Raw genomic sequence first — 12,369 nt, 5'->3', positions numbered from 1 at the left:
GGAGCAGTCATGATCCAGTCGTTCACCATCGATGTTCCGTCGGCAGACCTCGCGGACCTGACCGATCGCCTCGCCCGCACGCGCTGGCCGGACGAGTTGCCGGGAGTCGGTTGGGACTACGGCATCCCGCTCGCCCGCGTGCGGGAACTGGCGGAGTACTGGGCGACGGGCTTCGACTGGCGGAAGCAGGAAGCGCGACTGAACGAGCTTCCGCAGTACACGACCGAGATCGACGGCCAGCGAGTTCACTTCGTGCACGTGCGGTCGGCCCGGGAGGACGCGCTACCGCTGATCCTCACCCACGGCTGGCCGGGGTCCTTCCTGGAGTTTCTCGGAATGATCGAGCCGCTTTCGGCCGAGTTCCACCTGGTGATCCCGTCGATCCCGGGCTTCGGATTCTCCGGTCCGACGAACGAGACGGGGTGGGGTGTCGATCGCGTCGCCCGCGCTTGGGCCGAGCTGATGAACCGGCTCGGCTACGACCGGTACGGCGCTCACGGCGGCGATTTCGGCTCGGGTATCTCTCGCGCCCTGGCCAATGTCGCACCGGAGAACGTGGTCGGCCTGCACCTCACCTATCTGCCAGGCCCGCCGCCGCCGGGCGTGACCTTCGACCTCGACGAGGAGGACACCCGGCGGCTTGCGCGGATCAAGGAGTTGATGGCGAACCGGCCCGCCTACCAAGCACTGCAGGCGACCCGGCCGCAAACGATCTCCTACGCGTTGACCGACTCCCCCGTCGGCCAGCTCGCCTGGATCGCGGAGAAGTTCACCGAGTGGACCGACCCGGCCTCGGACATCTCGCCGGACGAGGTACTGACCAACGTCTCGCTCTACTGGTTCACCGGTACCGCAGGTTCATCGGCCAGGCTGACCAAAGAGACCGCCCGCCAGGCCTCACCACCCTGCCCGGTTCCCATCGGCGTCGCCGTCCTGCCGCACGACATCACCCTCGCGGTCCGCGCGCACGTCGAGCACTCGTACGACGTACGCCAATGGACCGAGTTCACCCAAGGCGGTCACTTCTCCGCTTGGGAGGTCCCCGAAGAGCTCGCCGCCGACATCACCTCGTTCTTCACGGGGCTCAGGAGTAGCTGACCTCGAGGACGCCGATCACCTTGTCCAGCCGGGCGGCGACCCGGCCGGCGTCGAAGCCGTTGCCTTCGACAACTACACGGAGGGTGCAGGTCTCCAGGCAGAGGGTCAGTTCGCGGACGTCGTACGGGTTCAGCTGGACGGCGATCCGCGCCAGCAGGCCGCGGGTCTCGACGATCTGAGCGGTGAAGGTGGTGAGCACCCGCTTCGGTACGACGTACGCGGGCGCCGTCTCCGGTGCCGTCACCGGAGTCTGGGCCAGGGTTGCCAGGGCAGTCATCGCACGACCTCCTTGTGGCGAAGCAGACCGTAGGTGACGCCGTCGACCAGCGCCTCCCAGGATGCCTCGACGATGTTGTGACCGACGCCGACGGTGAGCCAGGATCCCTCGCCGTCGGCGGTCTCGATCAGGACTCTGATCACCGCGTCGGTGCCGTGCCCCTGGTCGAGGATCCGCACCTTGTAGTCGACCAGGTCGAACTTGCGCACCACCGGATAGGCGCGCTCGATCGCGGACCGCAGCGCGTGGTCGAGCGCGTTCACCGGGCCGTTGCCCTCGCCGGTGACGATCTCGCGGTCGCCGCCCGCGACCAGCTTCACGGTCGCCTCGGAGACCGCCTCGCCGTCGGCGCGGGACTCGGTGATGACCCGCCACGACTCGACGTCGAAGAAGCTCACCCGCTCGCCGGCGACCTCCTCGGACAGCAGCAACTCGAAGGACGCGTCGGCGGACTCGAAGGTGTAGCCCCGCGACTCCATCTCCTTCACCCGGTCCGTCACCCGGCTGACCAGGTCACGGTCGTTGCCGAGGTCGAAGCCGAGCTCGCGACCCTTCAGTTCGACACTCGCCCGGCCGGCCATCTCCGAGACGAGCATCCTCATGTCGTTGCCGACCAGGGCGGGATCCGTGTGCTGGTAGAGATCGGGATCCACCTTGATGGCGCTGGCGTGCAGTCCCGCCTTGTGGGCGAAAGCGGACACACCGACGTACGGCTGCCGGTTCGACGGCGGCACGTTCGTCACTTCGGCGATCGCGTGGGCGATCCGGTACGACTCGGCCAGCCGGCCAGGCGGGAGCAGCTCCATCCCGCGCTTGAGTTCGAGGTTGGCGACCACGGCGAGCAGGTCGGCGTTGCCGGTGCGTTCGCCGTACCCGTTGATGGTGCCCTGGACGTGCGTGGCGCCGGCCTCGACGGCGGCGATCGAGTTCGCCACCGCGCAGCCGCCGTCGTTGTGCGCGTGGATCCCCACTCGCGCGCCGGTGGTGTCGAGGACGTCGCGGACGATCTCCTGCAGTTCCCGGGGCAGCGTGCCGCCGTTGGTGTCACAGAGGGCGACCACGTCGGCGCCGGCTTCGGCCGAAACCCGCACCACTTCCAGCGCGTACGCACGGTTGGCTCGGTAGCCGTCGAAGAAATGCTCGGTGTCGAGGAAGACGCGCAGTCCGTGCTCCGTCAGGTGCCGCACGGTGTCGGCGACCATCCGCAGGTTCTCGTCGAGGGTCGTCCGCAGTGCCCGCTCGACGTGCGCATCGTGGCTCTTGGCAACCAACGTGACGACCGAGGCACCGGAGTCGCGCAACGCGGCGACCTGCTGGTCGTCGGCGGCCGGCGTACCGGGCTTGCAGGTCGCGCCGAAAGCAGCGAAGGTCGCGTGCCGCAGGTGCAGCTCGGTCCGTGCCCGCTGGAAGAACTCGGTGTCCTTCGGTACGGCGCCCGGCCAGCCGCCCTCGATGAATCCCACGCCCAGGTCGTCCAGGTGGTGCGCGATAGCGATCTTGTCGGCCACGGACAGCGCCAGACCCTCCTGCTGCGCGCCGTCGCGCAGAGTGGTGTCGTAGACGTGGAAATCGTCGGATGTGCTCACTGGATCGCCTTCCGATACGGCCTTCGGACAAACACTTCAGGCAAACAAAAAACCTCCCGCGTGATGCGAGAGGTCTGCGCGCTCAGGTGCTGCCGGCTGAGCGCGCTAGTCGATAATGATCGCGTAGGTCTTCATGACATTGGGAAGTCTGCCACAGGAATTCCGTCAAGCAGTCGATTGTCTCGAAAAGCGAACATCCAGTACGTCAGCCAGTACTACGGCGCGCGGCGGAGTACTGGAATCAGGCGGTCAGCGACCAGCCCGGGTCGTCCCACGCGGTGTAGAAGTCCTCGCGAGTGAGTGGGCGGAGGCCCCATTCCTCGCGGTTGAGGCCCTCTTCGGTGAGAGAGCCGTCCTCATCCTCGAGACGTTGCCACCAGTACCGCAGTACGGTGCCGTCCTCGCCGACCTGCAACTGCCGGACGATGACCCACTCGCGCTCGTGCCAGACCGCCTCGAACAGCCAGTCCGTGCCGTACTCGTCGGCGCGCGCCCCGAACGTCCGGGCGCCGGCGCCCCGGTCGAGGTCGCGGATCAGCTCGACGGACGCGCGGAACGCCTGCACGGCGTCGGCCTGCCAGCCACGCCGGTCGGCCAGTTCCGCGTAGTACGCCTCAACCTCGTCCGGGAAGCCAGTCATGGCCGCGACCCTATCCACAACAACTGAGAAGACGCTGTGAAACGACAAGGCGCCCGGGGAATCCCCCGGGCGCCTGACGGAGTGAAGGTCAGCAGACCTTGGTCATCCAGCCGTGGGTGTCGGTCGCCCGGCCGTACTGCAGGTCGAGCAGGGCCGATCGGACGGCGGCGGTGACCTTGCCACCTTCACCGTCGGCGACCTGCACCTCGCCACCGTTCCACTTGAGGGAGGCGACGGGGGTGATCACCGCGGCGGTGCCGCAGGCGAACACCTCCTGGATGCGCTCGGAGGCCGCGCCTTCGCGCCACTCGTCGATGGAGATCTTCCGCTCGGCCACGCTGTAGCCGAGATCGGTGACGAGCTTGAGGATCGAGTCCCGGGTGATGCCCTCGAGAATCGTGCCCGACAGCTCCGGCGTGACCACCGTGCTGTCGTCGAGGACGAAGTACAGGTTCATCCCGCCGAGCTCTTCGATCCACTTCTTCTCGACCGCGTCGAGGAAGGCGACCTGGTCACACCCCTGCTCGATGGCCTCGGCCTGGGCCAGCAGCGACGAAGCGTAGTTGCCGCCGGTCTTCGCCGCGCCGGTGCCACCGGGGGCTGCGCGGGTGTACTCCTCGCTCAACCAGATCCGGACCGGCTTGACGCCCTTGGCGAAGTACGAGCCGGCCGGCGAGGCGATCGCGCAGTACGTGACCTGGGCCGACGGCCGGACGCCGAGGAACGGGTCCGAGCCGAACATGAAGGGCCGCAGGTAGAGAGAGGTCTCGCCACCGGCGGGGACCCAGGCCTGATCCAGCTCGATCAGCTTGTGCAGCGAGTCGAGGAACGCGTCCTCGGGCAGCTCGGGCAGCGCGAGCCGCCGGGCCGACTTGTTGAACCTCGCCGCGTTGGCCTCGGGCCGGAACAGGTGGATCGAGTCGTCGAGATGGCGGTACGCCTTCATCCCCTCGAAGATCGTCTGGGCGTAGTGGAACACCGCGGTCGCCGGAGACAGCTCCAGCGGCCCGAAGGCGGTGATCCTCGCGTCGTGCCAGCCGTTCTCGCGGGTCCAGGTGGCGATCGCCATGTGGTCGGAGAAGTTCTGCCCGAATCCTGGGTTCGCCAGGATCTGGGCGCGCTGGTCGTCGCTGGCCGGTTGGGTGTTGGGCTCAACGGTGAACTGCAAATCCGCGCTCATAGGCGCACCGTACCTGCTGATGAACTGGTCAGGCGAGCAGCAGCGGGGCGGCCGGAACCGCCCCGGCGTGCGTCGTACCGGAACACGTCGTCACCCTGCCGCACGCTTGGCGATCGCGTCACCGATCTCCGAGGTCGTCCTGGAGGCGCCGGTCCGCTCCTCGATGTCGGCGGTCACGGCCGCCTCGATCGCGGCAGCGGCCTCGGTCAGGCCGAGGTGGTCGCAGAGCAGGGCGGTGGACAGGATCGCTGCCGTCGGGTCCGCCTTCTGCTGGCCGGCGATGTCCGGCGCGGAGCCGTGCACCGGCTCGAACATGCTCGGCGCGGTCCGGTCCGGGTTGATGTTGCCGCTCGCGGCCAGCCCGATCCCACCGCTGATCGCCGCCGCCAGGTCGGTGAGGATGTCACCGAACAGGTTGTCGGTGACGATCACGTCGAACCTCGACGGGTCGGTGACCAGGAAGATGGTCGCCGCGTCGACGTGCAGGTAGTCGACGGCGATCTCGGGGAAGTCCGCCTTGACCGCGTCGACGGTCCTGGTCCACAGGTGACCGGCGTGCACGAGCACGTTGTTCTTGTGCACCAGCGTCAGCTTCTTGCGCGGCCGCGCCTGTGCCCGGGCGAACGCGTCCCGGACGACCCGCTCCACGCCGTACGCGGTGTTGACCGAGACCTCGGTGGCGATCTCGGCCGGCGTACCGACCCGGAGCGCGCCGCCGTTGCCGACGTACGGGCCCTCGGTGCCTTCGCGGACGACGACGAAGTCGACCTCACCCGGGTCGGCCAGCGGGGAGCCGACACTCGGGTAGACCTTCGAGGGGCGCAGGTTCACGTAGTGGTCGAGGGCGAACCGCAGCTTGAGCAACAGCCCGCGCTCGAGTACGCCGGACGGCACGGTCGGGTCGCCGACGGCGCCGAGCAGGATCGCGTCGTGGCCGCGGATCTCCTCGAGCTCCGCGTCCGGCAGCGTCTCGCCGGTCTCGTGCCAGCGCTTCGCGCCCAGGTCGTACTCCGTGCGCTCGAACGTGACGCCGAAGTTCGCACTGACCGCGTCGAGCACCTTGAGTGCCTCGGCGGTGACCTCGGGACCGATCCCGTCGCCACCGACGACTGCCAGCTTGAACGACTTGTTGGTGCTCACTTCTTGGGTTCTCCCCCGTTGTCGCGGCGGTTCATGGCCTCTTGGACTGGCTGGGTCTCGCTGGCACGTGGAGTGGGCCGCCGGCGGCGGGCGGCCTTGCGCTCGCGTCCGTCGACGACGTTCCAGTTGGCCGGATACATGTCGTACATGCTGGTCTCCCGTTTGGTCTGGTGCTTGTCACAAACGGCCGACGACTGGCACTACCGGGCGGGAGGTACGCCGAAACCCGCACCGGGGAGGTCGGCCTCAGCGGACCCCGGCGCGGCAGCGAATAAGGCGTACCACGAACTTCATGATGGGTCCGAAGATACTCTGGCGTGCGACCAATTCGCCACAATGCGGGCACTCTGTCCCGAAATATGAGATACCAGTGACACGACTGGGCCGATGCTGTGCAACTCTCAACCGGTGAGTGCTCCCCCAGAACTGCCGCCGCTGGTCTCAGCGGCCCTCAGCCTGTCCGGACGGCGCGGATTCGTCAGCTCGACCCGCAACGAGACCGGCCGGCTGCTCGCCACCCTGGCGGCGTCCCGAACCGGAACCCTCGGCGAGGTCGGCACCGGCTGCGGCGTCGGATCCGCCTGGCTGCGGCACGGCGCGACCAAGGACACCAAGATCGTCACCGCCGAGAGCAACCCCCAACTGGCCCAGATCGTCAAGGAGCTCTTCGCCGACGACGGCCGGATCGAGGTCCTGTCGGCGGACTGGACCGCCCTGATCGAACGCGGCCCGTTCTCGCTGCTCTTCGTCGACGCCCGCGAAGCGAAACTGTCCGCCCGCGATGTGATTGCCGAAGCGGTCGAGCCCGGCGGCTTCGTCGTACTGGACGACTTCACTCCGTCCGGCGTCTGGCCGCCGATGTACGAGGGACGCGTCGACACGCTGCGCCAGGAATGGCTGCAGGACAAGCGCTTCACCACTGTCGAGGTCATGGTCGCCATCGACGCGGCAGTACTGCTCGCCACCAGGCGGTAGTTCTTCAGGCTAGACCGCCCGGCGGCGCATCTTCGTCGCGCTACTCCCCACCCCGGCACCTGGGTCTCGGGAGGTGGGCCGGCCTGCCTTGGGGACGATCCGCTGTAGTTGCGGATGGTGAACGGCTGGCTGAGTTGTCCGGCATGCCCTGTCTGATGCTGCCTGTGGCATGGGCCGAGCGTGAGCGCCGCGACCAGTCTGCGCTCGCGGACATAGCGACAGGCAGTGATGTCAGCCGACTGACAAGTTCCAGCGTTGACCGGCAGCTCGCGGGACTCTGATAGCGACCACTGCCTGTCGCTATGTTCGCGACCCCGCGTGCCGGTCGGCCGCCACGGCTCATGCGTACTCAGCGTGCAGCGCCTGCGGTGTCACCACTACGACCCGGCTGGTCGTCACCAAACCCCGCCGACCCCGCTCGTGCTGCACATCAAAGGCGGCGGGAGGGCGGAGGAGCCCGGAGCCGGGGGGAGCGGCGCGACGAAGGAGCCCCGCGGGGCGGTTTCCCCCAGCTCAACCAGCCGGATCCACCCCACGACGCCGGGCGATGAGCTCCTCCTCGATCCGCCGAAGAGTCGCATTGACAACCTCGATCACCGCCGGATCGTCGATGATCCCCCGCAGCGTCTGGTCCCAGTTGTCCCGCAGGTACTGCTGGTTCCGCTCAGCCTTCTCGGTGGGATACAGGCACACTCCCCGGGCATTGCGCTCGTCCACGACGCGCTCCACCAGTCCTCGCTGCTCCAGCCCGCGAAGTACCCGGCTGAAGTTGCTGGAGGGAAGCAGCGTCGCCTCCGACGCGGCGCGCGCGGAGGTGCCTGGGTTGCGATGGACGAACCGCATGACACTGATCTCGATCGGCGTACACGGCTCGAACGAGGGATCGGTCGGCGGCCGCAACTGACGCCCCACCGCGAAGACCAGGTCGGCCAACTCGTGCAGGCCGGCGGCTTTGACATCACTCATGCCCTCACGATACCTTCCTATCAAGTGATAGCTATCAAACGATAGCAATCTAATGAGGAGGTCTTCCATGGAGATCAACGGAGCCGTGGTGCTCGTGACCGGAGCGTCGTCAGGGATCGGGGCAGCCACCGCACGAGCCGCCTCCCGGGCCGGCGCGCGGGTGGTGCTGATCGCCCGCCGCGAGGAGCGCATTCGCCAGCTGGCCGAAGAGTTCGGCGACGCGCTGGCCATCCCGTGTGACGTGACGGACCGGGCGCAGTTCGAGGCGGCGGTCGGTACCGCGCTCGAGAGGTTCGGACGGATCGACGTACTGGTGAACAATGCCGGCCAAGGGCTGCAGGCCACCATCGACGCCATCGACCCCGACGACTTCCGGGCTCTCCTCGAGCTCAACCTCGTCGCACCACTGGTGACGATGCAGGCAGTGCTGCCGCAGATGCGGAAGCAGGAAGCCGGAGCCGTCGTCAACGTGAGCTCCGGCATCATCTGGGCGACACTGCCCGGCTCCGGCGCCTATGCCGCATCCAAGGCCGCGTTGCAGAAACTCTCGGCCATCGCCCGCGCGGAGGTCGCCGACGCCGGCATCGCCGTGTCGTTGATGTTCCCGTCGATCACCGAAACCGAGTTCGTCGGCACAGTCCGCGGCAGCGTCGAGGACGCGCTTCAGATGGAGGCCGCCAGCGGATTGAAGCCCCAGTCAGCCGAGGCAGTCGCCGAGGCGATTCTCGACCTGATCAGAAGCGGCGCCGAGCAGGCCGACCTGGTCCCGGAGGCGTACGGCGGCACCCTCAAGAACTGATGACTGCAATCTGGACCCCGGACGACATCCAGCGAATCAGCACTGCCGACGAACTGGAGATCGCCCCCAGACTCCCCGACGGAACTCTGCGCCGTTGGCTACCGATCTGGGTCGTCTGCGTCGATGAGCAGGTCTACGTACGCACCTGGTACCGGCGCGACACCGGCTGGTTCGCGCAGGTGCTGGAGTCCCACCGGGCCTGCATTCGCGTGCCAGGTCTGCAAGCCGATGTCACCGTCACGGATGTCGCCGACGAGTCGGACCAACTGCGAGCGGCCGTCGACGCGGCCTACCAGGCGAAGTACGAGCGGTACGGCGCCGCAACGGTTGAGCAGATGATCGCAGACGAGGCCGCAGCCACAACCCTGCAGCTCAACCGGCGGTGATGGCAGACCGTCCCCAGCGCTCGGAGCGCCAGGCCCAGCTCGCAAGAATCCGCCCGGAGGCCTCGCCTCGCCTGCACCACCGGCCCCCCCTGGACCACCGGCCACCGGCCACCGGCCACCGGCCACCACCGAGCATCTCCTCGGACCACCGGTCACCTCCCCACCCCAAGCCGGTCAACCCTCACAATTCCAGGCGGCGGGAGGGCGACGTAGGAGCCCGGAGCCGGGGGGTGGGGAGCGGGAGCGACGAAGGAGCCCCGCGGGGGCGGCTCACCCGAAGTACCCCAAACAACAGGTGGGCCCGAGCGCGCTCCCGGTGGGAGGGCTCGGGCCCTGGCCGGCCGCCATGCGCCTGCGGGCGGCTGGCCGGACCTGTTCACACAGTTTGCCCTTCTCCTGGGGCCGCATGCGACCCCAGGAGGGATTTAAGTTCTCAGACCTCGAGGTCGACCGCGCGGGCGGTGTCGGCCTGGACCGAGGTGGCGATCTCGTCGAGTACCGCGGTCGGGATGCTGGAGTCGACGCTCAGCGCGACCAGCGCCTTGCCGCCCTTGCGGTCCCGGCTGACCTGCATACCCGCGATGTTGATGTCGGACTTCCCGAGGATTCCACCGACCTGGCCCACGATGCCCGGGCGGTCCTCGTAGCTGAGGAACGCCAGGTGCGCCGCCAGCTCGACCTCGAGGTCGAAGCCGTCGATCTCGACCAGCCGCTCGGACTGCTTGACGCCGACCAGCGTGCCGGAGACCGATACCTGTACGCCGTCGGCCAGCGTGCCGCGGAGCGTGATCAGGTTGCGGTGCTCAGGGCTCTCGTGGTCAGTGACGAGCCGTACTTCGAGGCCGCGCTCGGCCGCGAGCAGCGGTGCGTTGACGTAGGAGACGTTGTCCTCGACGACGTCGGCGAACACGCCCTTCAGCGCGGCCAGCTCGAGCACCTTCACGTCGTACTGCGTGATCTCACCGCGCACCTCGACGTCGAGCTGCTGGGCCACGCCGCCGGCCAGCGCGGTGAAGATCCGGCCGAGCTTCTCGGTCAGGGCGATGCCGGGCCGGACGTCCTCGGCGATCACGCCGCCCTGGACGTTGACCGCGTCGGGCACGAGCTCACCGGACAGCGCGAGCCGGACGGACCTGGCGACGGCGATCCCGGCCTTCTCCTGGGCTTCCTCGGTGGAGGCGCCCAGGTGCGGGGTGGCGACGACGTTCTCGAACTCGAACAGCGGCGAGTCGGTGCACGGCTCCTTGGCGAACACGTCGAGTCCGGCCGCGGCCACCCGGCCTTCCTTCAGCGCGGTGTAGAGCGCGGCCTCGTCGACGATGCCGCCGCGAGCGGCGTTGACGATGATCACCTCGGGCTTCACCTTGTGCAGCTGCTCGTCGCCGATCAGCCCGATCGTCTCGGGCGTCTTCGGCAGGTGCACGGAGATGAAGTCGCTGGCGGCCAGCAGTTCGTCGAGCGTCGCGAGCCGGACCCCCATCTGCGCGGCGCGGCCGGCCTGCACGTACGGGTCGTAGGCGATCACGTTCATGCCGAAGGCGGCCAGCCGCTGGGCGACCAGGACACCGATCTTGCCGAGGCCGACGATGCCGACGGTCTTCTCGAACAGCTCGACGCCGCTGAACTTGCTGCGCTTCCACTCGCCGTTCTTCAGCGAGAGGTCGGCGGCCGGCACCCGGCGGGCGGCGGCCAGCAGCAGCGCGACCGCGAGCTCGGCGGCGCTGACGATGTTGGAGGTCGGCGCGTTGACGACCATCACGCCGGCCTGGGTGGCGGCCTTCACGTCGACGTTGTCCAGGCCGACGCCGGCGCGGGCGACCACCTTGAGCTTCTTGGCGGCGGCGAGCGCCTCGGCGTCCACCTTGGTGGCGCTGCGGATCAGGATGGCGTCGACGTCGGCGATGGCCGGGATCAGCTCGGCGCGGTCGGCACCGTTGGCGTGCCGGATCTCGAAGTCGGGGCCGAGCGCCTCGACGGTGGCCGGGGAGAGTTCTTCGGCGATCAGGACGACAGGTCGGGCTGCGACAGTCATGGAGACATCTCCTGCAGAAGCGGTTGGGGGCTCGAAGAAATCAGAGCACCGCGCTGTGCCCGCTGAGGACAACCCTACCTGGTCCGGGTGCGGGCTGCCCGGAGGGTCTCATCAGTCACAGCCACGAGCGCGCTGGACGGCGGTCGCCGTGTCGACGAGGAGCTTCCCCCGCTCACGCACCAGCCGGTACCGGTTGTCGAGCCGGTTGCAGGTCTGTCCCTGCGCTCCGGTGCTGTTCGGCGAGAAGAGCACCGTGAACGTCATCCGCGCGTTCACGTACTCCCCCGTCTCGGTCACCTCGATGATCCGCGCTCCGAACAGGTACGACGTCTGGTGGTGCTCGCGGTCCCTCGCCTCCGGAAGGTTCTTGGCCAGCTGAGCGGAGTACAGCGTCCGGAGCGCCGCGAAGTCGTGCCGGTTCGTCATGGTCAGGTAGTCGCCCAGCAGCTTCTGGACCTCCCCCGCCAGCGGCGTGTTGGCGACCGTCAGCTCCGGCACGATCGGAAGCTGCGGCCCCCGCGAGCGTGCACAGCCGCCGCCAGGCTCGGGGGTGATTCCCGGCTGCCCCGTACTGGCGTACTCACGCAGCTTCCCGACCGGTACGACGGTCGCGGCCGGAACCGTGTCGCCGGTGATGAGACCCACCACCCGGCCCGACCCGTCGAGCACGGGCGCGCCGAGTTTGGTCGCGTTGAGCACCGAGGACAGCGGCTTGGGATCCTTCGCGGGGCCGAGCAACTGGATGGTCTGCAGCCCGTTCGCGATGAAGGCGACCACAGCACGTTCGGCAGCGTCAGGCGGATCCTTCGGCGCGAGCTGAGCCTTCGGCGCGTCGAGCTGACCGATCATCCGCAGGACGGCGACGCCGTCCTGGCTGCGGCCGAGCACGTTGGCCCGGCGTACCTCGCCGGTGGTCGTCTGCAACGCCACCGACATCGGCTGCTTGATCGCGGACGACGCGGTCAGCACCAGCCCGTTCTCGAGCAGTACGCCGGACGCGATGCCGGTGCCCTCGCAAGTGGTGGCAAGAACCCTGACAACGCTCGGGCCGGCGAGCTTCTGCACCTCCGCCGGGTCGAGCGTGAGGCTGTCCTGCCGGATCAGCCAGCCCGCCCCTAGGCCCAGCACGAGCACGAAGATGACCAGTGGAGCCACGAAGCGCGGCCGGAACCTCGGCGGCATCGGCGGCTGCGGGGCGGCCGGGAGCCTTGGTGGCGCCTCGATCGAGGTCAGCGGGGCCAGCGCCCCGGCGGGCACGCGCCGGGGCGGCCTCGGCAGCTCTCGCCGGCC

13 protein-coding genes are annotated in these 12,369 nt (G+C 68.6%); 4 read left to right on the top strand and 9 right to left on the bottom strand.

Annotated features, from left to right (window positions below; all coding sequences use genetic code 11):
- Positions 1–9: 9 nt before the first annotated feature.
- A complete protein-coding gene (locus OX958_RS12365; RefSeq protein ID WP_270137452.1) occupies positions 10–1,098 on the top strand; it encodes an epoxide hydrolase family protein in 1,089 nt (362 codons plus the stop codon).
- On the opposite strand, the gene OX958_RS12360 is transcribed toward OX958_RS12365, so the two are convergent.
- The 6 genes from OX958_RS12360 to OX958_RS12335 all read right to left on the bottom strand — a co-directional run bounded on the left by OX958_RS12360 (position 1,085) and on the right by OX958_RS12335 (position 6,070).
- Positions 1,085–1,375: a hypothetical protein gene (locus OX958_RS12360; protein ID WP_270137451.1), complete on the bottom strand. Its 291-nt coding sequence runs from the start codon at positions 1,373–1,375 to the stop codon at positions 1,085–1,087. The two genes, OX958_RS12365 and OX958_RS12360, sit on opposite strands and share 14 nt — an antisense overlap.
- Positions 1,372–2,961 (bottom strand): citramalate synthase, encoded by a 1,590-nt coding sequence (gene cimA / locus OX958_RS12355; RefSeq protein ID WP_270137450.1) that lies wholly within the window; start codon positions 2,959–2,961, stop codon positions 1,372–1,374. Before cimA ends, OX958_RS12360 begins: the two co-directional genes overlap by 4 nt.
- Before the next feature lie 241 nt (positions 2,962–3,202).
- Positions 3,203–3,601 (bottom strand): hypothetical protein, encoded by a 399-nt coding sequence (locus OX958_RS12350; protein WP_270137449.1) that lies wholly within the window; start codon positions 3,599–3,601, stop codon positions 3,203–3,205.
- Positions 3,602–3,689: 88 nt separating this feature from the next.
- Complete coding sequence (locus OX958_RS12345; RefSeq protein WP_270137448.1) at positions 3,690–4,781, bottom strand: branched-chain amino acid aminotransferase; 1,092 nt, start codon at positions 4,779–4,781, stop codon at positions 3,690–3,692.
- Positions 4,782–4,871: 90 nt separating this feature from the next.
- Complete coding sequence (locus OX958_RS12340; protein ID WP_270137447.1) at positions 4,872–5,921, bottom strand: 3-isopropylmalate dehydrogenase; 1,050 nt, start codon at positions 5,919–5,921, stop codon at positions 4,872–4,874.
- The gene (locus OX958_RS12335; RefSeq protein WP_270137446.1) at positions 5,918–6,070 is read right to left on the bottom strand and encodes a hypothetical protein; all 153 of its coding nucleotides are present in this window, start codon (positions 6,068–6,070) and stop codon (positions 5,918–5,920) included. Before OX958_RS12335 ends, OX958_RS12340 begins: the two co-directional genes overlap by 4 nt.
- A 259-nt stretch (positions 6,071–6,329) precedes the next feature.
- On the opposite strand from OX958_RS12335, the gene OX958_RS12330 reads away from it, so the two are divergent.
- Positions 6,330–6,896, top strand: a complete 567-nt coding sequence (locus OX958_RS12330) for an O-methyltransferase (RefSeq protein ID WP_270137445.1) — start codon at positions 6,330–6,332, stop codon at positions 6,894–6,896.
- A 513-nt stretch (positions 6,897–7,409) separates the two neighbouring features.
- On the opposite strand, the gene OX958_RS12325 is transcribed toward OX958_RS12330, so the two are convergent.
- Complete coding sequence (locus tag OX958_RS12325; RefSeq protein ID WP_270137444.1) at positions 7,410–7,862, bottom strand: MarR family winged helix-turn-helix transcriptional regulator; 453 nt, start codon at positions 7,860–7,862, stop codon at positions 7,410–7,412.
- A 67-nt stretch (positions 7,863–7,929) separates the two neighbouring features.
- Between OX958_RS12325 and OX958_RS12320 the strand changes: the two genes are divergently transcribed.
- Both OX958_RS12320 and OX958_RS12315 read left to right on the top strand, forming a co-directional pair.
- Positions 7,930–8,661 carry an SDR family oxidoreductase gene (locus OX958_RS12320; protein WP_270137443.1) on the top strand — a complete coding sequence of 244 codons (732 nt, stop codon included), beginning with the start codon at positions 7,930–7,932 and terminating at the stop codon, positions 8,659–8,661.
- Positions 8,661–9,047: a DUF2255 family protein gene (locus tag OX958_RS12315; protein ID WP_270137442.1), complete on the top strand. Its 387-nt coding sequence runs from the start codon at positions 8,661–8,663 to the stop codon at positions 9,045–9,047. Before OX958_RS12320 ends, OX958_RS12315 begins: the two co-directional genes overlap by 1 nt.
- Positions 9,048–9,480: 433 nt before the next feature.
- Here OX958_RS12315 and serA read toward each other — a convergent pair whose 3' ends face one another.
- Complete coding sequence (gene serA / locus OX958_RS12310; RefSeq protein WP_270137441.1) at positions 9,481–11,079, bottom strand: phosphoglycerate dehydrogenase; 1,599 nt, start codon at positions 11,077–11,079, stop codon at positions 9,481–9,483.
- Positions 11,080–11,190: 111 nt separating this feature from the next.
- Complete coding sequence (locus tag OX958_RS12305) at positions 11,191–12,336, bottom strand: trypsin-like peptidase domain-containing protein (RefSeq protein WP_270137440.1); 1,146 nt, start codon at positions 12,334–12,336, stop codon at positions 11,191–11,193.
- Positions 12,337–12,369: the final 33 nt, after the last annotated feature.

This window comes from Kribbella sp. CA-293567 (assembly GCF_027627575.1).
Classification (GTDB): domain Bacteria; phylum Actinomycetota; class Actinomycetes; order Propionibacteriales; family Kribbellaceae; genus Kribbella.
The sequence above is the reverse complement of the archived record's forward strand: the minus strand, read 5'-3'. Positions and strand labels throughout refer to the sequence as shown.